This is a genomic window from Piscibacillus salipiscarius JCM 13188 (assembly GCF_001311865.1).
GTDB classification, from domain to species: Bacteria; Bacillota; Bacilli; order Bacillales; family Alkalibacillaceae; genus Piscibacillus; species Piscibacillus salipiscarius.
Genome location: NZ_BBCD01000006.1, coordinates 58,294 through 82,563, shown reverse-complemented (window position 1 = coordinate 82,563; position 24,270 = coordinate 58,294). Strand labels below are relative to the sequence as shown.

Below are 24,270 nucleotides of genomic sequence, written 5' to 3'. Positions count from 1 at the left end.
TGGACTAGTGTTATTAATGATTTTACTTTTAATAACATTTGTTGGCCCTCAGCTTCCTTGGATTGATCAGGAGCTAGAAGAAACTCAATACGTATGGTCTGATGATGGAATTCCTATTCCACCCCCTTATGAACCAAACGGTCAGTACTGGTTAGGGTCAGATCACGATGGTCGTGATTTACTTAGTTTAATTGTAATGGGTGCAAAAGAAAACGTTAATGGTCGTCGTGTTAATTACGTTAGTGAGATATATTGTTGCAATTCCTTTGGCGTTTTTAGCGCATAAAAAGTGGTTAGGAATTCATGTGTTCTTAAAGTGGATCAATGGGTTTCTCTCTTATGTTCCGACTATTATCATGGTTTTGTTACTTGCTATGCTCCCGCCATTTTTATTTACGGAGAATCGCGTCATGATTATGATTTTGATAGTAGCTATGGTCGAGGTAGGTAGAGCTGCTGAATCTATCAAAATTGATTTAGATGAAGCGGCATCTAAGGAGCATATCTTAAGTGCTATTTCTGTTGGTTCTAGTGCACTAAGGGTTTTCAGATATTACTTATTGCCTTTTATTTATGGTAAATTAATTGTTTATATGGTTTCGGACCTAGGGAAAGTGATGTTCTTAGTGGGTCAACTAGCGTTTGTCGGCGTTTTATCTCACAAGAAATCATTCAAGTAGAAATTGGTCAATTTCAAATTAGAAACACTTCTGTATCATGGCCAATGCTATTAGCAGATGCTTATCGTGATATAAGATTGGCTATTTGGATTCCATTTTGGACTGCTTTTGCTATGACGTTTACCATCTTTACATTTAATGTTTTAGCTCAAGGTGTGCAGAATATCTTTAATAAGAAAAACTCTCATATCTGATCAATGCGGTTTTAGTGTCTTATATGCATTCGAATGTTAGTATAGTTGCATAATGAAAGTCATAGAAGAGGTTTAAGAATGGATATCGTATTATTTATTATAATAATTGTAGTCGCATCAATCCTTCAAACTAGCACTGGTTTTGGTTTTTCCATAATGGCTACACCGTTTTTACTTTTATTATTTGAACCGGCAGAGGCAATTCAAATAAACTTGATTTTATCTTTATTAATCTCAATATCTTTAATATATAAAATAAAAGATATAAATTGGAATTATGAAACGCTTAATCGCGGGAAGTTTTGTAGGATTACCTATCGGAATATGGGTGTTTTTGTGGCTGGACCTTCAAAATCTAAAGTTACTGGTGAGTTTAGTTATATTAGTGTTAACCACGTTATTGATTTTAAAGTACAGAATCAGACGTTCAAAAAATAGAGATCTAGTGGTTGGATGGTTTTCAGGGTCGTTAACAGCTAGTATTGGAATGCCTGGACCGCCATTATTACTCTATTTTTCTGGTACGGATACAAAAAAGATCGATTAAGAGGTACGACGTTAGCGTATTTTCTTTTTATATATTTGGTCAGTCTATTAGTCCAAATAATATTTGCGGGTACAAGCCCTAGAGTGTGGGAAGCTAGTATAATCGCAGTACCTCTTGTGTTAGTGGGCTTAGTTTTAGGTCAAAAATTATTTGTTAAGTTAAATCAAGATTTGTTTAGAACCGTTACGTATATATTATTAATTTTTACAGGGCTTTACTTATTATTTGATAGCCTATTTTAGAAAGAATGGTGAGAAGATGAAGTTAAATATGAGCGCTGAAACATTAATTGATCTAGTTAGTGAGCTATTTTCAGATGAGACCTCTATAGCGTTATCAGACACTGAAAAGTATGTGTATTACAGGCCGAGTAAACGAGTGAACCTTAAGATTAAACCTGGAGATTGTGTTGTTGAAGGGACCATTGCTTATAAAGCACTAAATACAAAACAGAAAGTCTCTGAGTATATTGACCGAGATGTATTTGGTGTGCCTTACTATGGTATGGCTGTCCCATATGAAGTTAATGGTGAAGTTGCCGGGTGCGTGACAGCTATTTTTCCAACTCTAACTAATGCCATGTCAGTCGTTACGATTAAGAAAGAAGACAGCTGGGTACCCACACCATTTTCTGAAATTATCTATATAGAAGCTAAAAATCGAAACACTTATGTAGTTGGTGAACAAACCACTGGAACTCATAAGTATACGCTAAATGAGTTCGATTTCTTCTTACCGAGGGATCGTTTCATCCGTTGCCATCGCTCTTATATTATTAATATTAATCACATTAAAGAGATTCACCCTGATACTCATTCCACATTTGTGTTGAAAATGACAGATGGCTCAGACGTGCCAGTTAGTCAAACACATTCTAGCTATTTCAGGAGGTTATTAGGTTTCTAATTCATTCTATTTCATACGAGAATTTTCTGTTTCATCGTAAATAAAAGTCATTATATCCAAATAGCCGTCGTGCCGCCTTTTTGTACGATAAAATGTCAATATAGTCAGAAAAAAAGAAAGGCGGAGTACAATGGAACAAGGATATTCACGTATTAAACATAAAGACTTAAAAGATCGTGTTGTTTCAGCAGAAGTTGCTGCGTCTTGGATTCAAGATGGAATGACATTAGGATTAAGTGGGTTTACACGTGCCGGTGATGTGAAAGCCCTTCCATACGCACTTGTTGAACGAGCAAAAGGTGAACCTACGTTTAAGGTAGATGTTTTTACAGGAGCATCGTTAGGCTCTGATGTGGATAAAATTTTGCAGAAGCTGGTATTTTACGTAAGCGCTTACCGTTTCAGGCGGATCCAACCATGAGAAAGAAAATGAACGAAGGGGAATTTCACTTTGTTGATCAACACCTATCTCATACGTCTGAAATGCTTAGAGCAAATACGATGGAGCAAATCGATGTTGCGGTTATAGAGTCAGTAGGGATTACTGAAGATGGTCAAATCATCCCGACAACATCTGTAGGAAACTCACTTATTTTTGCGGAAAATGCGAAAGAAATTATTGTAGAGATTAATTTAGCTCAAACAGAGCAGTTAAAAGGGGTTCATGATTTGTATTCACCTGAAAAACAGGGTGACAGACAACCTATTCCTTTAACAAAACCAGAAGATTCTATAGGCACAGAAGGTATTCTTGTCAATTTAGATAAAATTAAAGGAATTATATTTACTAATCAGTCGGACTCACCATCTAATATCGTACCACCTGATGAAGAAACAAAAGTGATGGCAAATCATTTAATTGATTTTCTAAAAAGTGAAGTAGAACAAGGGCGATTAACGAAAAGTCTAGCCCCTTTACAATCAGGTATTGGTTCTGTTGCAAACGCAGTATTTCACGGTTTACTAGAGTCTGATTTTGAAAACTTAAAAGTCTACTCTGAAGTATTACAGGATGCTGTATTTGATTTAATTGATGCAGGTAAAGTTGATTTTGCATCTTGTTGTTCCATTACGTTATCTGAACCTAAGATGAACGAAGTCTTTGGAAACTTTGAACGATATAAGAACCAATTAATCTTGCGTCCGCAAGAAATCTCAAACCATCCAGAAATTATCAGACGTTTGGGGTTAATCTCCATTAACACAGCACTGGAAATGGACCTCTATGGAAATGTGAATTCCACGCATGTTCGTGGAACGCATATGATGAATGGTATTGGCGGGTCAGGAGATTTTGCTCGTAACGCCCGTTTAGCTATATTTGTAACGAAGTCAATTGCGAAGGATGGGGATATCTCTAGCATTGTCCCATTTGTATCTCACGTTGACCACACCGAACATGATGTAGATGTACTTGTCACTGAACAAGGATACGCAGATTTACGTGGACTTGCGCCAAGACAACGTGTAGAGCTAATTATTAATAATTGTGCCCATCCGATGTATCGTGAGCAGTTGATGGATTACTACCAATCAGCTCTTGAAAAGGGTGGTCATACTCCACATGACCTAGAAAAAGCATTCTCTTGGCACAGCCAATATGAAAATGAAGGAACCATGAGACAATTAGTAAAAGTGTAAACATGACAAAAAACACCTTCATAGCCACTCCGCACATGGCTACCTGAAGGTGTTTTTTATTTCTTCTTTTTCTTGCTTAAACGGTCTCGATCAACAAACGTTGGTGGCTCTTCCATCCAGCCATTTTTAATCATAATGTTGATTCCGTCCTCGGCATATTTTAATACTTCAATAATCATAGAAAAATAAGTCGTTCCTAAGTCTCTTCGTTGTGACAATGCAAGTGCAGCCCCATAATAACCAGCAGCTGTTGATAATAGGTTTAAGATGTGAAACAGCATGAGTTTGTCAGAGAAAGCTGGAATCGTTGTATTTGTTACCTGATCATCTAGTTTAACAGCAGATGGAAGGTCACTTTCAGTAAGCAACTTGCTAAATTCATTGTACTGCTTATCACATATTTTTTGCCTCGTTCAAAATAATTCCTAAGTTCCTTACTTGACGTCATTTGTTTTGATGCTATTTCCATACAAATTTTGACGACATCTTTTTTCATATTAAAGTAAATCCCCGAAACTTCTACTGCATTTAACGGTCTTTTTGGGCCAAACCATCCACCACTTAAGTAGTTTTGTTTTTGAATCATCGTCACTTCCTCTGGTGGATTAAGATCAGGCGGTCGATTTATCATGCCTTTTTCTCTCATCGTTTTCGTGATTCTTCTATACAGTTCCATTGCTTCTTGATTACAAGATATGAAGTACTGAACTTGGTCATCTCTAATAGATGTATTTAAAAGAACCTGCATAACCGGAGAGACCGTGTACTGTCATAATGTACATATAATGTATAACTAACTTATCACTGAAAATGGGAGGAGCATCTAAATTTACATCTTCTTCAGTAAAACCTAATGGAATTGGAAAATTCTCTTCATTAAGGAACCGTGTAATCTGACTAATATGACCAGTGGCTAATTCTAGAGCGTATTCAAGTATGTCACGAATTTCTTGGTCCTTGACATGCTGTAAGTAATGTTTGATTACACAAATCGACATACTATCGTTCATATATTGACTCCATAAATTCGCTATTTCACTTGAAGTTAGGTGTGCATCATGACTATAACGTTCCACGATTAGATTTCCTCCTTATATCTAAATAGTTTGATTAATATTTTAAATTTTATTCTTAATCAAACTTAGACCGACATACCTTTTACAGAAAGGAGGAATGCTTATGAACCAACATGGTGGCATCATTAAAGTGGTAGACTGGTCAGCTTTAAACTGGCTAAGTGTACTGTTTAATACGATGGAAGAATTTGTGAGGGCATCAACAGGTGGAGCAATTATTTCAAACCTAGCGACAAAATTTAACTGGAAGGATCCTTACACTCTGGACATTCAATTACACCCCGATGTTTATTTTCAAGATGGGACGAAGTATGATTCAGATATTGCGAAGTTGAATTTTATTGAGGAGAAGAGGTGGTTTGCTCCGCATCCACCAGGTACATGGCTAAATTTTCCGGATGGTTCTGAAGTTGAGATCATAAATGAGCACAATATTATTTTTCATTTTACACGACCTGAGGGCTTGGCATTAGGTAAGTTTAGAGCTTTACATCAAGCGAATTTACTGTTTTGGAAATACTTAGGGTTCGGTTATCGTAAATTAGGTTCAGGAGAAGGTCATTGGTGAGTACTTGATGCACCAGGCCCGTGGGGTACTGGACCATTTAAACTAAATGACGGCTACTCATCAATCTATAATGAGGTGGCCTGGATTGGGGATTATATGGACCAATTAACCTGGTTAACGACTAAAGAAGATCGAACACCGATCGTTTCTTTATTATCTAATTCTCATTATTGGAATAAAGACCGTAAACCATTACTAAAAGAGGTTTTGTTTCGTAATGATCTAACACAAGACCAAGCCTTACATCTATGCATGCATACGGAAGGAGAGGTTGATTTAGTTACTGAGGTTTCACCAAATAAAGCTAGTGACATCCAGCGCTCTAAGTATGCTAAGCTCGTTAAGGATAAAGGGCGTAAATTGATTACGGGTATTTTTAACCGATATCATTCAATTCACCATGATCATCATTTTCGTTTGGCTATTAATTATGCCATTAATCGAGAAAAGTTAATTAAAGAAGGATTAAATGGTTACGGCAGAAAGATTCCTGCTCTAACGCCTCCATGGGCTGTAGACTTCCCTGAAGGACTCATGCCATATGAACAAAATCCTTCGTTAGCATTAAAGCATTTAAGACAATCGAATTGGGAGGAGTCAAATACTTATAAAATTGCAGTATTTGAAGATTTGCATGATATTGGTAATCTTGTAGCAAGACAATTGCACATAATATTAGGAATAAACGTAAAATTAGAGGTTATAGCAAATGAGGAACGATTAAAATGGCGACATATATTAGCAGAAAAGAAACTAGACCCTTATTTTGATTTATTTATTGTTGACCTTAACACATTGTTTTTAGAAGGAACGCCTGCTTTTTACCACAGAGAAGTTTTCGGAGCAGATGGGGCGTATCGTATTGGACCTGAGATTCCAGAGTTTAATAATTTGTACAATTTGTTTGAAAGAGAAACGAATTCTCAAAAGTTATTGAGTACGCGAAAGCTATTGATCGTTATATCTACAATGAAGCTTTAGGGTTATTTTTAGTTAGTCCTGACCAGTTATATGCAGTGAATCATCATGTTAATTTTGTACCTTATAGAACCTCATTGGAATTTGCAGAAACAAGTGTTGGTATAAATCATTGGTCGTTGAGGTATAAGTAAAAAGTCACAACTCAATAACTATTGCAGGTATAAAGACTTAAATTTAGTGATCTAGTCGTTAATAAAAGGCTTAAAGGGCAATTCACCTATCAGAAGAAGGGTGGTTTGCTCTTTTTTTGAGATTTTTTGTCGAAGGTAACTTCACATAAATGTAATTTTATTACAAAATAATTAAATCCTTAATATTTTAAAGAAAACCTAATAATAAACAAGGATTTTTAAGGACCCTTACACTAAGCCTTATTTTTCCATGGTTAATTCAAATCAATCATGATTTATCAACATTTAACTGAATTGAGAAAAACCGAGCCCCCCCTTATTATAAATAAATGTAAGTTTAAAAAAAACGTTCGTGAAAGGAGAACTTACCTATCAGTAATCAAAATGGAGCAGCAACATTAAAACCTTTAGATACTGTTACATTAGAAGAACCAACTCCAGAAGACGGAGCTGGAATGTGGAACTTAGTAAGTAACTCAACGTTAGATCAGAATTCGGTTTATAAATACATTATGATGTGTGAATATTTTTCTGAAACATGTGTTGTAGCGAAAGAAGATGACAAAGTCGTTGGGTTCGTAACAGCGTTTATACCTCCAGAAAAACAAGACGTCTTATTCATCTGGCAAGTGGGGGTTGATGCATCGCAGCGAGGCAAAGGCATTGCATCACGTATGCTTCAAGAAATTTTCAACCGTGACGTTTGTAAAGACGTTAATTTTTTAGAAGCTACTGTGACACCTTCAAATAAAGCTTCCGAGTCGTTATTTAAAGGCTTTGCCAAGAAAAACAATACGAAATGTGATGTATCCGAGCTATTTTCTCAAGATCTATTTCCATCTGATGAGCATGAAGAAGAACTTCGCTTCAGAATTGGACCAGTTGAAAAATAATCGTGCTTAAGATGATGGTAGGATATAAATATTAAGGAGGAAAAGAATGTCTAAGACAAATATGGATATCTTTGAAACATTAGAATCAGAGGTACGCAGTTATTGCCGTGATTTCCCAACGGTATTTGCTAAAGCAAAAGGGCACAAGTTATTTGATGAAAACGGGAGAGAGTATATCGATTTTTTCTCTGGTGCTGGAGCCCTAAACTATGGACATAATGATTCAAAAATGAAAGAAAAATTAATTGAGTATATTATGGACGATGGCATTACTCACTCATTAGATAAAGCAACGACTGCAAAGGCAGAGTTTATCGAGAAATTTAATGAAGTGATTTTAAAACCTCGTGACCTTAATTATAAATGATGTTTCCTGGTCCTACAGGAACAAACGCAGTGGAAAGTGCTTTAAAGCTTGCACGTAAAGTAACGGGACGTACGGACATTATAAGCTTTACAAGAGGCTTCCATGGAATGACAATTGGTTCATTATCTGTTACAGGAAATGCTTCTAAACGTAAAGGGGCTGGTGTTCCGTTAAACCACACGGTTACAATGCCATATGATCAGTTTGTTGATGAGACTGATTCGATTAAATATTTAGAACAATATTTAGAAGACGATGGTAGTGGTGTTGACTTACCAGCTGCTATGATCGTTGAAACCGTTCAAGGTGAAGGTGGTATTAATGCCGCTCGCTTTGATTGGCTTAAGAAAGTAGAAGAGATTTGTAAGAAACATGACATTCTTCTAATTGTCGATGATATACAGGCTGGTATTGGCCGTACAGGAACATTCTTTAGCTTTGAAAAAGCTGGTATTAAGCCGGATATCGTTTGCTTATCCAAATCTTTAAGTGGTTATGGTGTACCTTTTGCCATTGCATTATTCCGCCCAGAGCTTGATGTGTGGAACCCTGGTGAACATAACGGTACATTCCGTGGTAATAACCACGCGTTTGTAACGGCTACTGCCGCTTTAGATTATTGGAAAGACTCAAGCTTTGAAGAGTCGATTCAAGAAAAATCTAAGATTACATTAGATTACTTAAATAAGATTGTTGAAGAAAATCCTGAACTTAACGGAAAAGTTAAAGGTCGCGGATTAATGGTCGGTATCGAATGTGAAAATGGAGAGATTGCAGGACGCGTGACGTCTGAAGCGTTCAATCGCGGTCTTGTAATGGAAACAGCAGGTATGGATGGAGAAGTCTTTAAGTTATTCCCAGCTGTTAACATTGATGAAGACGCATTAAGAAAAGGATTAGAGATTATTGAAGAGAGTGTAAAAGCCGCCGTAAAAGAACCAGTAACCAACTAAGACAAAGGGGAGAAACTTAATGAAGGTCGTAAAACTAGAAGATATTATCGGAACTGAAAAAGATGTTCATGCTGAAAACGGAAACTGGGTTAGTCGCAGATTAATCCTTAAAAAGATAACATGGGATACTCAGTTCATGATACAGTTATTAAAGCTGGGACAGAAACTCATATCTGGTACCAAAACCATTTAGAAGCCGTTTATTGCATTGAGGGTGACGGTGAAGTAGAAACACTAAAAGATGGTAAGATTCATAAAATCACACCTGGTACATTATATGCTTTAGACGAGCATGACGAACATTTTACTTCGCGGTGGAAGCGAAGACATGCGTGTGGTATGCGTGTTTAACCCACCGATCTCTGGCAAGGAAGTTCACGATGAAAATGGTGTTTATCCAGTAGATGATGAATAAACGAATGGCTCTGCGTTTAGCAGAGCTATTTTTTATTTAATTTGGTATAATTGCCTACTCAATTGAAAAACTATGGATTAGAACGGGGGTATTGAATATGCCAGATAAAGCAAAACTATCTTCTTCTGAAATAGGCGTCTTATGGATGACATTCCAACAGAAAACCATGATTCTACGTATGTTAGAATATTTCATTGAACATGCAGATGATGAACAATCAAAAAAGATCATGGTTGATTGTTATGAACAGGTTTCACCATATGAACAGAAAATTAAAGATTTATTTACTCAAGAAGGTGCGGCTGTTCCAGTTGGTTTTACAGAAGATGATGTTCACCCTGGTGCGCCAAAGCTATATGATAATGGGTTTGACATCATGTTTTTAAGACTTATTAAAGAAATCAGCATGGGAATGCATACTCTAAACCTAAATATGACTTATCGGCAAGACGTCATGCAAATGTATAAGGAATTAACTGCCATTACTCAAGTGACTTATGAAAAGTGTACAACATACCTAATTCAAAAAGGTCTGCTAACGCGCTCACCATACACACAAATCCCTAAATCCGTTGAGTTTGTTCAAGATGTCAGTTATTTAAGTGGATTTAATCCATTTAAAGAAAACGTCCATTAAACACAGTGGAGGCTGCTCACTTATATCATACAGCAGAATCAAATGTAGCTGGAATGACAATGATTTTAGGGTTTTCACAAGTGGCGAATACAAAAGATACAAAACGGTATTTTGAAGAAGGAGTAGGTATTTCCAAACAGATTATCAAAACAGTTTCAAATATTTTACTCGAAAGCAATATACATGTCCCGCAAACAGCTGGAGGAAATGTCACTAGCTCTGCCTCATCACCATTCTCAGATAAGATCATGATGTATTGTGTCTCATTATTTTGTAGTTTTGCCATTGGTGGTAGTTCGCTCGGTACAGCCTTTAGTCAGCGGAATGATTTGGTGAAAGATATAACTAAAACCATGCAGGATATATTTGCTTATGCTCATAAAGGAGCAAAAATTATGATCAACCATGGCTGGATGGAAGAACCCCCTCAGACAATGAAAACTGATCAAAAGAATTGATAAGGTGTTTCCTGTATAGGAGCACCTTTATTTTTAGGACTTTTCTCACATAAACATCTTTTTCTTAGCATACGGTTGAATAAACGACCTAACTGGGAGAGGATGATTTTGATGAGTGAAGAAGAAGTGAAAGACATTAAAGAGACACCTGAAGTAGATCAAGATGCGGAAGACAACAAAGGGATGGGGATTGTTGCTTATTTTATCTTTTTATTCCACTATTAGCTGCGAAAGATTCTAAGTTCGCAATGTATCATGCTAATCAGGGTCTATTGCTTTTATTAACAGCTATTATTATAAATACGGTAGGTACAGTGGTCCCAATTATCGGTTGGTTATTCGTGCTGCCTCTTGGCAACCTGTTTGTTTTTGTTTTGTGGATTTTAGGGATTTTAAATGCTGCCAAGGGTGAAAAGAAGCGCTTACCACTCATAGGGAAATTTGATATTTTAACATGATTAAGGGCTCGCCAATTTTAGTTGGCGAGTTTTTTTATGTAGAAAATTTATTTAAATACTAGACAAATTTTAAATTTTACTAGACAAAATTCAAGGTTTACTAGACAAAATCGCGAAAATACTAGCCAATTTTAAAAATTTACTAGAAGATTTTCTTGAATACTAGACAATCTCGTAAGCAGGATTATTTTCACAACAGTCGAATGTGAACCATAGTGTCAATAAGGAGGGATTACGATGGATTTAGGACTAAAAGGGAAAACGGTTGTCGTCATGGCGGCAAGTAAAGGGTTGGGAAAAGCTACAGCTTTAGAATATGCAAAAGAAGGAGCGACGGTGTTCATCTCTAGTCGTAATGAAAGTGAGCTGATAACAGCGGTTGATGAAATTCATTCAAAAAGTGGACAAGACCAAGTGTTTTATCAAGTATGTGATATTACCAGACCTGGGGATATTAAAGCGTTGTTCAAGAAAGTAGTTGATGAAACTGGTAGAATAGATGTGCTCATTAACAATGCAGGTGGACCTCCAGCAGGGACGTTTGAGAAGTTTGACGATCAAGACTGGCAGAAGGCGTTCGAACTGAATTTACTTAGTTTTATCCGTACAATTCGAGAAGCTTTGCCATATATGAAAAAACAACCATCAGGCCGCATTGTCAACTTTGCGTCTTCATCCATTAAACAAACGATTGATAACTTATTATTATCTAACACGTTTCGAGCGGGGATTGCTGGCATGGTAAAAAGTTTGTCACAAGAATTTGGACGCCACAATATACTCATTAACACACTTGGCCCTGGACGTATTGGGACTGATCGATTATCAGAGTTAGATCAGGCAAATTCACAAGCTATGGGGATTCCCTTAGAAGAAGTTCAAAATAAGGCAAAATCGTCTATTCCAATGGGTAGATATGGTACACCAGAAGAGTTTGCAAGAGTAGCGGTATTCTTGGGGTCAGAGGCAAACACTTATTTAACTGGCCAAGCATTAATTGTAGATGGTGGTATGGTTAAAGCGTTATAAAAAAGTGCCCGGGCACCTTAACAGTCCCGGGCACTACTTATGTTCGAGTTCTAAACAGAAGAGCTCCAGCTAGTAATATAAAATACAAAATGAGTCCACCTAATGTGTAAAGATACATTATCGAATTTCCTTGAATGTACCCGACAACAGGCACATTAAGTAAGATGAGTAGCGGAAAGCCGAATAAAAGAGCGGTTCCACTCCCCATGACTAAGTTATCAGCTGTATTCGTCTTAAAGTAAGGGTCGACTGCTTTGACTAGCGCCATTCCTGTTGAAATCGTCCCTGTCTGCATTCCAAAAAATCCTAGCGTATTTGGAAGCGCATCTTTAGGAAACATTCGTGGAACAATCCAAACAAGATATAATATAGTTAACAGGCCACCAATGGTTGTGATCAGTAAAACCGGGACAATATAATCTCGTAACGCATAAATTGAAATGGCTGCAATCGAAGCTGTAATCATGTAGTCAAACGAAAAACCAGCGATACGCTGAAGAAGGAAATTGTTCGGGCTATGTTCAAGTTTTAGTCCTGCCCTTTGAACTTTATTTAAGACTACCCTAAACAATACAGCGTATAAACTTCCAATTAAGAAATGGAAGCCGACAAGTAACTGTGCTAACGTTGCCCCAAAGGTTCCAAGCGGGGTTAAGATGACATCTAACCCATAAATCGTTAAGTATGTAATCAAATAAATGAGACCGATTAATGCAATTTGATAGGTTAGTTTATCAATTGCATCGCTTAGTGGAATCTCATCGGGTGCTGACGTCTCAACAACTGGCATTCTTTCCTCGCTAGAATTTCCTCTTGTAAATTTTCTTTGTTTAATTAAAATATTCATGACAATAATGCCAATAACAGTTGCCCATAGAAATCCAATCCCTGCAATTGTAAGTCCTAAGTTGCCACCGCCAATAACGCCGAGTTCCTCCCACTGAGTACCTATGGAGTATGCTTGGCCAGGCCCTTGTCCAAAGCCTAATGGCAGTAGTAAACCTATTCCTGGGAAGAAGTCTGGATAAAACCACTCAACTAATAATAGGAAAATACCAAAGCCAACAATCCCTTGTACGAGATAGGTAGAGACAATTAACATCCCTGAATTAAGAATAGCTGGATTGCTAGAGACACTTCGTTCTTTTAATGATAAAGCGATAAAGCCAATTGCCATTAAATGATAAACCATGGTGCCAAGGAAATCGGCATTTAGAGGTAACAGCCCAATTAATTCTGGCCCAAATATAAGACCAAGAAATCCTGCAATCATGGACGTTGGAATGATGAGACGTCTCAAGGCAGGGATTCGTGCTTTAAGGACGGCTGCTAGTACCATAAGGCTGATAAAAAGATGAAGTCCATCACCCATAACCACGTATTATCCATGTTCCATAACTCCTAACGCCTTTTGTTTTTGTATTTGTTTAGCAAATTGTAGCCACTTGTATGCAGAGCTTCTAGGTTGATAAAAGACCATTCGATAAAAATCACCATCATATAAAAAGTCGAGCTTATGGTGGAATTGAATATTCACACCTTCAGCTTGAGTAAAATCGAAATTAATAACCTTTTGATCCGATTGAAAAATAAACTGCTGCTCCTGCCAAGTGATCGTCCCTTCTCCAATCAGTTTAAAAGGATTCTTATCGTTAGACCGATATAACCTTACAGGATCTTTCAAGCAGGTCTCCCAAGCGCTTTTCCATGAAAAATCACGAAAATGTTGTTCAATAACTGACTCCTGCCATACTTTCCATTTATGAGGTGTATTAAAATAAACTTTCTGAATCGACGACTCAAAAGTGCCAAATGGTGTGTATTTAACTTGATAGTTGCAAGTGAAGCACTTAAATTGATCTCCGCTAGAATGTAGGTCACCTGGTGTATGACAGTGAGGACAAATGAATAGTAATCGTTCTAAGTAATGAGCAGGGTGTCTAGCTTCATATGTAAGGTGTTGCTCGCTTTGCCAAGCCATTTCATCGTGATGCATCGCTTCGGTTAACTGCTGGTGAATGTCATCGATGTTTAAGTCGTTAAAATCACCATAATCCCATTTCTTCTCAAACGATATTATTATTTTACCCTTGCGATGACCATCTCCCCATCTTGGGTGACTGAGATAACCTCCTTTAATTTTAGCCACGACCACCGGAAGATTTAACAGTTTAATAAGTTTGGCGGTGGAATAAATAATGGGTTCATTTACCCCATCCCAATTGCGGTTACCTTCGGGAAATATACCGATAACTCTGTTATGTTTTTTTGCTTTCAATACATTGCGTATGGTGCTTGTATCATTGGTGAACTTCGTCTTACGAATGGCTCCAGCGTAATTAAGGACGTGTTTGAGTAAGGGGTGTCTAAATAACGGCTCTCCAGCGATATAACAAATAGGTTCGTCAATATAACAGTTTAGGAAGAGAGGGTCCCAGTTATTAACGTGATTAGAAATAATGACATAAGGCGGTTTTAGTCCTATCGTGTCATTCCGTTCAATCACGATGTCTGATCGCGATTCAATAAAAAGGCGAATTGGTGTCAGCAGCAGTGACTTGGTAAACTGGCCTGGCTTATTTTCTATGCTCATCGCTAAACCACTCTTTCAGTTTAATAGATTATTAATACAAGTATATTAACATACCATGAAATAGATATCTTTAAATTAAAATATAGATGGAAAAAAATGATCTAAATGGTTAAGATGTAAATATATATTTCTATGATTTGGAAGGGAAGTTATATACTGTTATGAAGAAAGTGCTGTGGACTCTAAGTTTAGTTATATGTTTAGTTATTTCTGGCTGTACGGAAGAAGCAGGGCCAGAAGTCGCTGAACAAGAGAATGTGCAGGTTGAAACAGAAGAAGTAAATGCCCAAGCTGATGAGCAGCAACCTGAGGAAGAGAAGGTAGGGGATGAGCCCCAGGGTTCAGAGAGGCCAGAAGGGTTCCTGTGGGAAGTATCTAATGGTCCGACAACGGTGTATTTGCTAGGAACCATTCATGTAACGCCGGATGACTTTTTTCCAATGGCTAAACACGTTGAGGAGGCTTATCAACAAACAGATGTCATCGTGCCTGAAATTGATATGAACAACATCAACATGACTAATATGATGCAGGTAACGACTGAACTTGCACGTTATCAAGACGGTTCAACGCTGCAGGACCATGTTTCAACTGACGTATATAAACAAATAGAAAATGAGTTTAGCGGAACGTTGGTATGGGAATAGAGATGATTAATCAGTTTAAACCATGGTTTGTCATGACATTGGTTGAGCAAATGAAAGTTGAAAAGATTGGATATACAGATGGAGTGGACCAATACTTCTTAGATAAAGCAGATGAAGACCAAAAAGAGATCATAGCGTTAGAAACCGTTGAGGACCAACTAGGAATTTTTGCCGGAATATCTGACGACTATCAGGTAGAAATGTTAAAAGAAACGTTAGATGTGAGTCAAGATCAATATAAAGAAGAGCTTGATCAAATGTTAGAGTTATACACCCAAGGGGATAAGAAAGGGCTGCTAGACTTGCTCATGGTAGAGGAAGAAGAGAGTAACCCGGATGCCGAGGCTTACATGACCGCACTCAATGATGATCGTAATTATAATATGGCAGAACAAATTCAGGAATTTCTTGAATCAGGTGAGGAACAAACTTATTTTGTCATTGTAGGGGCACTTCATTTAACGCTAGAACCTCATATTGGTTCGATATTAGAAAAGCAAGGCTTTGAAGTTGAACGCGTACAGGAATAAGGTGGCGAGTTCACCTTTTTTTCTTTATAATCATAAGGGAAAGGAGACAGTGTAATTATGATTAACGTTACATATTCAGGTAATGTCCAAGACATTTTTAACAGATGATAAAAAAGAAACATTAAAAAGCATTCATGAAGGGTTATATGCGAAAAACGGCGAGGGTAATGATTTCCTAGGTTGGTTGGACTGGCCGTCTGGGTTAAGTGAACCCTTCTTAAATGATATTAAACAAACAGCAGATGAGATCCGTTCTAAATCTGACGTATTAATCGTGATTGGAATTGGTGGTTCATACTTAGGAGCAAAAGCAGTCATTGAAGCATTACAACCATATTTCGAGAAAAATCCAAACTTTGAAGTGTTATTTGCTGGCCATCAGGTAAGTGGGGCTTATTTAAAGCAGCTGATGGCTTATGTGGAGGACAAAGAGGTTGCGTTGAATGTCATTTCAAAGTCAGGTACCACAACTGAGCCTGCCTTAGCATTTCGTTTCCTTCAGCAGTACATGGAGGATCGCTATGGTAAAGAAGCGGATTCGCGTATTTATGTTACAACTGATGCAGAGAAAGGCGCACTTCGAACATTAGCTGAAGAAAAAGGCTATAAGCGTTTTGTTGTACCGGATGATGTTGGGGGACGCTATTCTGTTTTTACTGCGGTTGGACTTTTACCGATAGCAGCGGCTGGCTTTGATGTTGAACAGTTGATTCAAGGTGCTAAAGATGCCGAAAATGAGCTTAGCTCATTTGACCTTGATCAAAATCCAGCGATTCGTTATGGAGCGATCCGTCATCAACTGTTTGAACAAGGCTACACCAATGAGGTGCTTGCTACATTTGAACCAAAGCTGAATTTCGTACAAGAATGGTGGAAGCAATTGTTTGGTGAAAGTGAAGGGAAGGATCAAACAGGTATTTTCCCTATTTCGGTAGTCTATACAACGGATTTACATTCGCTTGGACAATACATCCAGGACGGTAAGCGTAATTTATTTGAATCGTTTATTGTGGTTGATGAAGCTGAGGAAGACCTTGAGGTGTTTGAGAAAGAGAACAATGCTGATCAGTTAAATTACTTGGCAGGCTTGTCTCTACATGAATTTAACTTAACGGCTTATAAAGGTGTTTCAGAAGCGCACTTATCAGGTGGCGTTCCACAAATCGGTGTGCATGTGAAAAAAAGTGGATGAATACCACTTAGGCTATTTATTATATTTCTACATGCTATCCTGCGCGTATAGTGCCTACTTATTAGGCATTAACCCGTTTAACCAGCCGGGAGTAGAAGACTACAAAACGGCCATTTTTAAGTTATTAAAAAAGCCAGGGTATTAGAATAAGTGCAAAAAATAAGTCCTACATGTCGTAGGACTTATTTTTTATAATACTAACTGCGCCGCGCCGTACATGCCTGCTTCGTTTTTTAGCTCAGCAACTTTGACATCTATAGGGTTTAATAGCATAGGCTTTAGCTGCTCCTGAAGATCGTCGAACCAATAATCAGCCGCCTCGGAGACGCCCCCTCCAATAACAACAACTTCCATATCAAAAGCAGCTTGCAGAGAGCTGATGACAACAGCTAAATCATAGGTGAACTCTTTAATAACTTGTTTGGCTTTTGGGTCCTCAGCTGTAAAAAGTTCCTCTGGCTTGTACGGAAGGCCTGCTTCTTCTATACGCCTGCGTAAGGCTGTGCCAGAAACATATTGTTCAAAACATCCTTTGCGCCCGCATGGACATGGAGCCCCGCCAGGAAAAAGGGTCATATGTCCTAACTCGGCAGCCCCGCCATTAGGACCTCCCGATAATACAAAGTCATCGATAATTACTCCGCCACCAAGACCTGTACCAAGTGTTAAGCAAACAGTACGATTATATTTTTTGCAGCACCAATCTTTGCCTCAGCTAACGCCGCAACGTTCGCGTCATTATCAATTTCAACGCGTCTATTTGTTGCCTTTTCAAGTTGCGCTTTCACCTCAGTGCCTGTCCATCCTGGAAGGAGATCTGACGCAAAGACGATTCTACCTTTATTCGAATCGACAAAACCATGCGTTCCTATGCCGATTGCTTCAACATCTGGAAATTCTTCTATAATGGATAAAATCTCTTTTTCTAGTAAATCATAAAGTGGAAAGCTTGTCGGCACTTTGTAGTCTTTATAAATGGTCATATCGCTATCTAACACACCCATACGAATTTTTAGTGCCGCCTATATCCACACCAATTACTTTCATCACTGTTCCTCCTTATGTTTGATAAAAACAACTGCTTCCCATGGTCTCAAGTTAAGTTGTTCGCAACTTTCAAGCTGGTCGTAATTATGAATTAAAATCTCACCATCAGGTAATGCAAACGTATGCACATTTTCACTGAAGTTACAGTAAACAACGAGTTTCTCACCTTCACTCGAACGTTCATATGCGAATACATCAGGATGCTCGCGATGAATGAGCTTGAAGTCGCCCTTTGTGATGATGTTGTAACGTTTTCGTAAGTCAATAAGTGATTGATAATAATAGAAAATAGAATTAGAATCCTGTAAAGCCTCGTTAGCATTAATCTTCTCATAATTAGGATTCACATCAATCCACGGATCTCCCGTTGTAAACCCGCCATTCTCCTCATTAGACCATTGCATAGGTGTTCTGGCATTGTCCCTGCCTTTGGTGTGAATGGCTTTCATAATTTGATCATGGCTCCAGCCTTCAGCGATCTTTTCTTTGTACATATTAAGTGTTTCGATATCTTGATATTTTTCAAGCGACTTAAAGGCAACGTTTGTCATACCAATCTCTTCACCTTGATAAATATAAGGCGTACCCTGCATCATATGTAGGCAAGTGGCTAGCATTTTAGCTGATTCAACTCGGTAGTCCCCATCATCACCAAAACGAGAGACGATTCTAGGTTGATCGTGATTATTCCAATATAAACTGTTCCAACCGACTTGGTGTAGCGCATGCTGCCACTTTTCTAGGTTCTCCTTAAGGTCAACTAGGTTAAGCTTCTTTAAATCCCATTTACCGTTCGGACCACCATCTAAATCCATATGTTCAAAGGTGAAAATCATATTTAATTCACGATTCTCAGGGTTTGTGTAAGTTTTCGCGTCTTCTGGGGATGCACCAGGCATCTCGCCAACCGTGATACAATCATAGTTTGATAGCACTTCTTGATTCATCTCACGTAAAAACTCATGAATTCTAGGTCCGTTCATAAAGTAAGGACTTCCATCACCGTCCGGTCCATCTGGTAAGGCAGGGTCTTTTGAAATAAAGTTAATCACATCCATCCGAAATCCATCGACGCCTTTATCTAACCACCAGCGCATCATCTCGTATACACTCTGACGTAATTTCGGGTTTTCCCAGTTTAAATCAGGTTGTTTTTTAGAAAAGATATGTAAGTAATACTGCCTGCGTTCTTCATCATATTCCCAGGCAGGGCCACTAAAAACAGACTTCCAGTTATTTGGTTTTTCGCGCCAATAATAAAAGTCTTCATATTTCTGGAACCACTCATGTTCGTCAGAAGTATGATTAACAACGAGGTCCATCATAAGTTTGAGGCCTCTTTTATGTATTTCATTTAACAGATAATTAAAGTCTTCCATCGTTCCAAACTCTTGCATGATTTTGTAGTAATTTCGTATATCATATCCATTATCATCATTTGGAGAATCATAAATTGGGCTCAGCCAAATGATGTCAATGCCTAAGGTTTTCAGGTAATCTAATTTTTGTATAATCCCTTGAATGTCACCAATCCCATCACCATCGGAGTCCATGAAGCTCCTTGGATAGATTTGATAGACACAAGCCATTTTCCACCAATCCGACATTGAATTCCTCCTTTTGACGTTATTTTATCATAAATAAGAAGGATCCTATTTGAATTTTGCATAATATATAAGGATGTCATTAAAAAGTTAATAAAAATGAGTTGTTCACCCCGAATTAATGATAAACTAACTTTATATGGATATAAATTCTAGGTTAAGAGGGTCTATTTTATGTCAGAAGAAAACATTACACGTCTTGAATTAGATGGTAAAGAAATTATATTAATTGGAACAGCGCACGTATCAAAACAAAGCGCTGAGCAAGTAAAAGAAGTGATTGATGCAGAGCAGCCAGACTCCATATGCGTGGAGTTAGATGCACAACGTTATCAATCCATTAAAGAAGGCAACAAGTGGAAAAATATGGACATATTTAAGGTTATTAAGGAAAAGAAAGCAACAATGCTTTTGATGAATATGATGATCTCATCATTCCAAAGCAGGATGGCTAAACAGTTTGGGATTAACCCTGGGCAAGAAATGATTCAAGGGATTGACTCTGCTGAAGAGCATGGAGCTAACTTAGTCTTAGCCGACCGAAATATCCAAATTACTTTCTCGCGTATTTGGCGCAACCTAGGCTTCATGGGTAAATTAAAGCTTCTAATGAGTATTGTCTACGGTATTTTTAGTGATGACGACTTATCTGAAGAAGATCTAGAACGTATGAAGTCTCAAGATATGTTAGATTCGGTGTTACAAGAGTTTAGCGAGTCATTTCCACAATTGAAAACGCCATTAATTGACGAACGCGACCAATATTTGGCACAGAAGATCCGTAGCGCAAAAGGTGACAAAGTCGTAGCAGTACTAGGTGCCGCTCATGTTCCGGGAGTTACGAAGGAAATTTATCGTGAGCATGATTTGAAAAAGCTTACGAAAGTACCACCAAAATCGAAAACGCCAAAAATTATCGGCTGGGCAATACCGCTGCTGATTTTGTCTGTGATTGTCTACACGTTTATCACTAATCCTTCAGCAGGAACGTACCAAGCGATTTCCTGGGTGCTGTGGAACGGCTCTTTATCAGCGATTGGTGTAGCTATCGCGATGGGGCATCCAATTGCGATCTTAACCGCCTTTGTCGTAGCTCCGATTAGTTCACTAAATCCCTTGCTCGCAGCGGGTTGGTTTGCAGGCTTTGCGCAAGCCATGGTTAGAAAGCCGAGCGTAGCGGATTTTGAAAAATTATCAGAAGATGTTCATACCGTTAAAGGATTTTGGCGCAATAAAGTAACACGAATTTTATTAATTGTCGTCATGGCGAATATCGGAAGCTCAGTCGGTACGTTTATCGGTGGGGCGGACGCATTCGAGTTTTCTTGGAAAATTTATAAACATCACTCGAGAGTAGCCGTCTAGGCTGCTCTTTTTTATTGGTTGAGAGAAACTTGGGTAAATTTCAAAAACTTGCTAGTACATAGCTAGGCTCTAATTCAACAGCCCAACATCATTCGCATATATAAGTAATAACACAATTAAAAGTAGGTGAATGTAATGGCGCGAAGGAAATTAGCGTTAGCTGCAACAGGTAGAGATGAGGTAGCGTTTCAGTCGTGGGCGATTAACTCAGTGGGAAGGGAAAATGCAAGGCAGTGGAATTCAGGTAAGAATCTGTTGGAACATTTAGTTGAGTTTTCGAATCATGGGCAAGATTGCATCGAAAAACTCATTATCTTTTCACATGCTTGGCCGTTTGATCCTAATGGAAACCGAGGTGGCGTAAAATTGGTGGTCCTGACATTAATGGGTTTTACCTAAACCAACGTTTATACGACCATCAAGATGCGAGATATCTAAGTGACTTAGCAAAGCTGATTCAAACAGGTCAAGTGAAGTTTTGCGAAGGTAGTACGATAATTTTTACAGGCTGCAGAGTTGCATCCAGTGAGTTTCCTGAAGAGTTAGCGAAGTTAACGAGAAGTACCATCATTGCAGCTAACGGGTCAAGTTTCCCGAAACAAGGAAACCCTCCCGGTGATCAAACTGGTGAATGGATGAGCGGCGTTAATTTATGGGAAGAGCAACAAGCCGCTAAAAATGGATGGTATGTTGGGTGGTTGAAGTATCAATATAATCCAAGCACCCAACAAGTTACAGAAAAAAGGTTGGTAAGAAGACCAAACAAGGTTATGTTTATGACGTATGGTAGGGTAGGCTATGGCCTAAATAACTTACCGTCATACTGATGATAAAGTAAAAATAAAAGGCCAAGCATTACGATATCTAAACGTGCGTGGAATAACGTGTTGATCAGTCCCTCATGTAACATCGGCAGCTTAGTGACAACAAGCGCACCAATAACAACAACCATAAGTGGTATGGTCGAAAGCTTAACATAACGGTTTAAGATGATTAATAAACCAAACACAATCTCAGTCGCAGCTACGATGTACATGAATGTGATTGGTGATGGAAAACCTAGGTTCGTAAAATAGGCGCCTAAACCACTGCCCACCACTTTCATTAAACTGGAAACGATAAATACAAAGCCGACTAAGTAACGTACAAGTTGTGTAGTCGTTATTTTTACCATTTAGATCCCTCCTTAACTCGGTTTGCGAATGCAGAGCATAGCTTGTCTGCAAACGTACTTAGTTCATTTATATGAAAAATAAGACAAGCATGACTTTATGATTAATTTTTTAGAAAACCTCGTGATTGGAAGACCTTTCAACTTGTCAGAACGTATAACATTGAGTAGTATAGGTAGAGGGTAAAATTAATAAGATCTTTGTCTTATTCAAAGGAAGGTTTTTTTCAATGCGTAAAGAATCCATTTATGGATTAACTTATGATCAATTGAAAGATTGGCTCGTTGAAAATGGTCAAAAGCGTTTCCGCGCAGACCAAGTGTGGGATTGGCTTTACCGTAAACGTGTGAAATCATTTTCAGATATGAAAAATGTTAATAAAGATACCATACAGCTTTTAGAAGACCATTATGTTGTTCAAACGCTAGATGAAGCGGTTAAACAAGAATCGAAAGACGGAACGATTAAGTTTCTATTCGAACTACAAGATGGCAACTATATCGAGACCGTGTTAATGCGCTTTGATTATGGTCTGTCAGTTTGTGTGACCACTCAGGTAGGTTGTAATATTGGTTGTTCATTCTGTGCAAGTGGGATTTTACGTAAAATCGTGATTTAACAAGTGGTGAAATCGTTGAGCAGATTATGAATGTCCAACATCATTTAGATGCACAAGGTAAGGATGAGCGTGTGAGCCACATTGTTGTTATGGGTATTGGTGAGCCTTTTGATAACTACGATAATACGCTGGATTTCTTACGTATTGTCAATGATCAGAAAGGCTTATCGATCGGTGCACGCCACATCACGGTTTCAACAAGTGGCTTAGCTGATAAGATATATCAATTTGCAGATGAGAACATGCAAGTCAACTTAGCTCTATCCATTCACGCACCAAATAATGAGCTGCGTACACGCATTATGAAAATCAATCGAGCGTATCCGCTTGAGAAACTGATGCCGGCAATTGATTATTATTTAGAGAAAACGAATCGCAGAATTACGTTTGAATATATTTTATTAGATGACGTCAATGATCATGTCGAGGAAGCGAAACAGCTTGTCGAATTATTAAAAGATAAACGTCACTTATCTTACGTCAACTTAATTCCGTATAATCCAGTTGCGGACCACCCATATGAACGGAGTCGTAAGCAAAATATATTGAAGTTCTATGAAACACTACTTGAGAACAATATTAACTGTGGTGTACGCGTGGAACAAGGTAGTGACATTGATGCTGCTTGCGGACAACTTAGAAGTAAACAAATTGAAAAAGCGAAAAAGAAGAAGAAAGTTAGTGCATCATAAATAATTAGAGTGCTTGTCTGAGGCAATTGCCCTTAAGACAGGCACTCTTTTTTTGTGCGTTTGCATATGTTATAGAAGCAGGAGTTAAAGGAAGTGATCACTTGACGATTTTTATGAATAATGATTCAAATATCTATAGGTCAAAGCAGCCTGTTCAAGCTCCTAACCAAGAACAAGTTGTGGTGGATCGTATCAGTGAATTTGTTAAAGAGCAGCAAAAAGTTAATCGACATTTAACCCGATCTTACAATGCATTAAATCAACTTTACAACAGACAGCAAAACACTCAGGAATATATTTTGAATCAGATAAAAAGCTTAGAAAACCGCCACCAATCACACGATCAGTTCAGACATCAAACTTTGATGCGTTTGTCATCGTATGATCAAAAACAAACGAAAGTGGAGGATTGGATGAAACAAGAAGAATTTGCGAAAGAACAGTTGATAAAAGAGCTTAAAAGTATTCATAAATCCAATCAAAATATTATTGATGAATTAACCAAACAAGATGATACAAGTGATGAATTGTTATTACAGCTTAATGAGATGATGGACGTTCAGCATAAAATCTCTGAGCAGATTTCAAACCATGAACTTAAACAGCAGGAAATGGCAAAGAAAATTGAAAACCAGGAAGCTTTAATTGAGAAAATGCATCAACAATTAACGAATTTTAGATCAATCATTTATGAACGCAGTCACCATTTGGCAGAGAAGATTGAAGATCAATACCATATGACATCGAACTATATCCAGCACCTTATGAACGGCAAGGAACACCCGATGACATTTATGGTCACAAAGAAGAAAGAAGACGAATAAATGTCTCATATTTTGAGCTTAATGTCTCAAAAACGTCTCTTAATGTCTCAT

Annotated in this window: 20 protein-coding genes and 9 pseudogenes; 22 read left to right on the top strand and 7 right to left on the bottom strand. The window is 38.0% G+C overall.

Annotated features, from left to right (window positions below; all coding sequences use genetic code 11):
• Nucleotides 1-16 precede the first annotated feature (16 nt).
• The 5 genes and pseudogenes from JCM13188_RS18210 (at nt 17) to scpC (ending at nt 3,968) form a co-directional block, all read left to right on the top strand.
• Entirely contained in the window at nt 17-286 is a 270-nt protein-coding gene (locus tag JCM13188_RS18210; protein WP_279401469.1) for a hypothetical protein, read from the top strand.
• Nucleotides 267-680, top strand: coding sequence for a hypothetical protein (locus JCM13188_RS18205; protein ID WP_279401468.1), 414 nt, complete (start codon nt 267-269; stop codon nt 678-680). Before JCM13188_RS18210 ends, JCM13188_RS18205 begins: the two co-directional genes overlap by 20 nt.
• Before the next feature lie 272 nt (nt 681-952).
• Nucleotides 953-1,663, top strand: a pseudogene (locus tag JCM13188_RS06010) (sulfite exporter TauE/SafE family protein).
• Nucleotides 1,664-1,691: 28 nt separating this feature from the next.
• Nucleotides 1,692-2,327, top strand: coding sequence for a LytTR family DNA-binding domain-containing protein (locus tag JCM13188_RS06005; protein WP_054752887.1), 636 nt, complete (start codon nt 1,692-1,694; stop codon nt 2,325-2,327).
• Between the two features lie 130 nt (nt 2,328-2,457).
• Nucleotides 2,458-3,968: pseudogene (scpC, locus tag JCM13188_RS06000) on the top strand (succinyl-CoA:acetate CoA-transferase ScpC).
• Nucleotides 3,969-4,024: 56 nt separating this feature from the next.
• Here the strand turns inward: scpC and JCM13188_RS18200 are convergent.
• Together JCM13188_RS18200 and JCM13188_RS05985 are read right to left on the bottom strand one after the other, a co-directional pair.
• Nucleotides 4,025-4,716: pseudogene (locus JCM13188_RS18200) on the bottom strand (DUF3231 family protein).
• Complete coding sequence (locus JCM13188_RS05985; protein ID WP_054752815.1) at nt 4,688-5,044, bottom strand: DUF3231 family protein; 357 nt, start codon at nt 5,042-5,044, stop codon at nt 4,688-4,690. Before JCM13188_RS05985 ends, JCM13188_RS18200 begins: the two are co-directional and overlap by 29 nt.
• A gap of 103 nt (nt 5,045-5,147) precedes the next feature.
• Between JCM13188_RS05985 and JCM13188_RS05980 the strand changes: the two genes are divergently transcribed.
• The 9 genes and pseudogenes from JCM13188_RS05980 to JCM13188_RS05945 all read left to right on the top strand — a co-directional run bounded on the left by JCM13188_RS05980 (nt 5,148) and on the right by JCM13188_RS05945 (nt 11,934).
• Entirely contained in the window at nt 5,148-5,612 is a 465-nt protein-coding gene (locus JCM13188_RS05980) for an ABC transporter substrate-binding protein (protein ID WP_279401467.1), read from the top strand.
• 96 nt (nt 5,613-5,708) lie between these two features.
• Complete coding sequence (locus JCM13188_RS05975) at nt 5,709-6,593, top strand: ABC transporter substrate-binding protein (RefSeq protein WP_054752811.1); 885 nt, start codon at nt 5,709-5,711, stop codon at nt 6,591-6,593.
• Nucleotides 6,594-7,095: 502 nt separating this feature from the next.
• Complete coding sequence (gene ectA, locus JCM13188_RS05970) at nt 7,096-7,617, top strand: diaminobutyrate acetyltransferase (RefSeq protein WP_054752809.1); 522 nt, start codon at nt 7,096-7,098, stop codon at nt 7,615-7,617.
• Nucleotides 7,618-7,663: 46 nt separating this feature from the next.
• Nucleotides 7,664-8,937, top strand: a pseudogene (ectB, locus tag JCM13188_RS05965) (diaminobutyrate--2-oxoglutarate transaminase).
• Between the two features lie 19 nt (nt 8,938-8,956).
• Nucleotides 8,957-9,352: pseudogene (locus JCM13188_RS05960) on the top strand (ectoine synthase).
• Between the two features lie 97 nt (nt 9,353-9,449).
• Nucleotides 9,450-9,989 carry a DUF3231 family protein gene (locus JCM13188_RS20520; RefSeq protein WP_369404852.1) on the top strand — a complete coding sequence of 180 codons (540 nt, stop codon included), beginning with the start codon at nt 9,450-9,452 and terminating at the stop codon, nt 9,987-9,989.
• Nucleotides 9,990-9,994: 5 nt separating this feature from the next.
• Complete coding sequence (locus JCM13188_RS20515) at nt 9,995-10,447, top strand: DUF3231 family protein (protein WP_369404851.1); 453 nt, start codon at nt 9,995-9,997, stop codon at nt 10,445-10,447.
• A gap of 248 nt (nt 10,448-10,695) precedes the next feature.
• On the top strand, nt 10,696-10,905 hold the full coding sequence (locus JCM13188_RS05950) for a magnetosome magnetite crystal formation protein family (RefSeq protein ID WP_500796492.1): 210 nt from the start codon (nt 10,696-10,698) through the stop codon (nt 10,903-10,905).
• Between the two features lie 237 nt (nt 10,906-11,142).
• Nucleotides 11,143-11,934 carry an SDR family oxidoreductase gene (locus JCM13188_RS05945; protein WP_054752807.1) on the top strand — a complete coding sequence of 264 codons (792 nt, stop codon included), beginning with the start codon at nt 11,143-11,145 and terminating at the stop codon, nt 11,932-11,934.
• 37 nt (nt 11,935-11,971) lie between these two features.
• On the opposite strand, the gene JCM13188_RS05940 is transcribed toward JCM13188_RS05945, so the two are convergent.
• On the bottom strand, nt 11,972-13,306 hold the full coding sequence (locus JCM13188_RS05940; protein WP_279401466.1) for a sodium/glutamate symporter family protein: 1,335 nt from the start codon (nt 13,304-13,306) through the stop codon (nt 11,972-11,974).
• Nucleotides 13,307-13,315: 9 nt separating this feature from the next.
• Complete coding sequence (locus tag JCM13188_RS05935) at nt 13,316-14,527, bottom strand: lysophospholipid acyltransferase family protein (RefSeq protein ID WP_054752805.1); 1,212 nt, start codon at nt 14,525-14,527, stop codon at nt 13,316-13,318.
• Nucleotides 14,528-14,688: 161 nt separating this feature from the next.
• On the opposite strand from JCM13188_RS05935, the gene JCM13188_RS05930 reads away from it, so the two are divergent.
• From JCM13188_RS05930 to JCM13188_RS05920, 3 genes and pseudogenes are all read left to right on the top strand, one after another.
• Entirely contained in the window at nt 14,689-15,174 is a 486-nt protein-coding gene (locus JCM13188_RS05930; protein WP_054752804.1) for a TraB/GumN family protein, read from the top strand.
• Nucleotides 15,165-15,704: a TraB/GumN family protein gene (locus JCM13188_RS05925; RefSeq protein WP_054752802.1), complete on the top strand. Its 540-nt coding sequence runs from the start codon at nt 15,165-15,167 to the stop codon at nt 15,702-15,704. Before JCM13188_RS05930 ends, JCM13188_RS05925 begins: the two co-directional genes overlap by 10 nt.
• Before the next feature lie 82 nt (nt 15,705-15,786).
• Nucleotides 15,787-17,041: pseudogene (locus JCM13188_RS05920) on the top strand (glucose-6-phosphate isomerase).
• A gap of 44 nt (nt 17,042-17,085) precedes the next feature.
• Here JCM13188_RS05920 and JCM13188_RS05915 read toward each other — a convergent pair.
• Nucleotides 17,086-17,879: pseudogene (locus JCM13188_RS05915) on the bottom strand (ROK family protein).
• A gap of 63 nt (nt 17,880-17,942) precedes the next feature.
• Nucleotides 17,943-19,550 carry a glycoside hydrolase family 13 protein gene (locus JCM13188_RS05910; RefSeq protein WP_054752800.1) on the bottom strand — a complete coding sequence of 536 codons (1,608 nt, stop codon included), beginning with the start codon at nt 19,548-19,550 and terminating at the stop codon, nt 17,943-17,945.
• A gap of 171 nt (nt 19,551-19,721) precedes the next feature.
• Here JCM13188_RS05910 and JCM13188_RS05905 point away from each other — a divergent pair.
• From JCM13188_RS05905 to JCM13188_RS05895, 3 genes and pseudogenes are all read left to right on the top strand, one after another.
• Nucleotides 19,722-20,887: pseudogene (locus tag JCM13188_RS05905) on the top strand (TraB/GumN family protein).
• 160 nt (nt 20,888-21,047) lie between these two features.
• A complete protein-coding gene (locus JCM13188_RS05900; protein WP_054752798.1) occupies nt 21,048-21,311 on the top strand; it encodes a hypothetical protein in 264 nt (87 codons plus the stop codon).
• Between the two features lie 71 nt (nt 21,312-21,382).
• The gene (locus JCM13188_RS05895; RefSeq protein ID WP_054752796.1) at nt 21,383-21,739 is read left to right on the top strand and encodes a hypothetical protein; all 357 of its coding nucleotides are present in this window, start codon (nt 21,383-21,385) and stop codon (nt 21,737-21,739) included.
• On the opposite strand, the gene JCM13188_RS05890 is transcribed toward JCM13188_RS05895, so the two are convergent.
• A complete protein-coding gene (locus JCM13188_RS05890; protein WP_054752794.1) occupies nt 21,709-22,086 on the bottom strand; it encodes a DoxX family protein in 378 nt (125 codons plus the stop codon). The two genes, JCM13188_RS05895 and JCM13188_RS05890, sit on opposite strands and share 31 nt — an antisense overlap.
• Before the next feature lie 227 nt (nt 22,087-22,313).
• Here JCM13188_RS05890 and rlmN point away from each other — a divergent pair.
• Nucleotides 22,314-23,395, top strand: a pseudogene (rlmN, locus tag JCM13188_RS05885) (dual-specificity RNA methyltransferase RlmN).
• 101 nt (nt 23,396-23,496) lie between these two features.
• The gene (locus tag JCM13188_RS05880; RefSeq protein ID WP_054752792.1) at nt 23,497-24,219 is read left to right on the top strand and encodes a hypothetical protein; all 723 of its coding nucleotides are present in this window, start codon (nt 23,497-23,499) and stop codon (nt 24,217-24,219) included.
• The last annotated feature ends 51 nt before the right edge of the window (nt 24,220-24,270 follow it).

Coding starts and splice junctions, on each gene's coding strand:
- JCM13188_RS05910 (WP_054752800.1), bottom strand. CDS start 19,550: ATGTCGGATTGGTGGAAAATGGCTTGTGTCTATCAAATCTATCCAAGG.
- JCM13188_RS05900 (WP_054752798.1), top strand. CDS start 21,048: ATGGCGCGAAGGAAATTAGCGTTAGCTGCAACAGGTAGAGATGAGGTA.
- JCM13188_RS05890 (WP_054752794.1), bottom strand. CDS start 22,086: ATGGTAAAAATAACGACTACACAACTTGTACGTTACTTAGTCGGCTTT.
- JCM13188_RS05945 (WP_054752807.1), top strand. CDS start 11,143: ATGGATTTAGGACTAAAAGGGAAAACGGTTGTCGTCATGGCGGCAAGT.
- JCM13188_RS05940 (WP_279401466.1), bottom strand. CDS start 13,306: ATGGGTGATGGACTTCATCTTTTTATCAGCCTTATGGTACTAGCAGCC.
- JCM13188_RS05925 (WP_054752802.1), top strand. CDS start 15,165: ATGGGAATAGAGATGATTAATCAGTTTAAACCATGGTTTGTCATGACA.
- JCM13188_RS05930 (WP_054752804.1), top strand. CDS start 14,689: ATGAAGAAAGTGCTGTGGACTCTAAGTTTAGTTATATGTTTAGTTATT.
- JCM13188_RS05980 (WP_279401467.1), top strand. CDS start 5,148: ATGAACCAACATGGTGGCATCATTAAAGTGGTAGACTGGTCAGCTTTA.
- JCM13188_RS20520 (WP_369404852.1), top strand. CDS start 9,450: ATGCCAGATAAAGCAAAACTATCTTCTTCTGAAATAGGCGTCTTATGG.
- JCM13188_RS05975 (WP_054752811.1), top strand. CDS start 5,709: ATGGACCAATTAACCTGGTTAACGACTAAAGAAGATCGAACACCGATC.
- JCM13188_RS06005 (WP_054752887.1), top strand. CDS start 1,692: ATGAGCGCTGAAACATTAATTGATCTAGTTAGTGAGCTATTTTCAGAT.
- JCM13188_RS05950 (WP_500796492.1), top strand. CDS start 10,696: ATGTATCATGCTAATCAGGGTCTATTGCTTTTATTAACAGCTATTATT.
- JCM13188_RS18210 (WP_279401469.1), top strand. CDS start 17: ATGATTTTACTTTTAATAACATTTGTTGGCCCTCAGCTTCCTTGGATT.
- JCM13188_RS05935 (WP_054752805.1), bottom strand. CDS start 14,527: ATGAGCATAGAAAATAAGCCAGGCCAGTTTACCAAGTCACTGCTGCTG.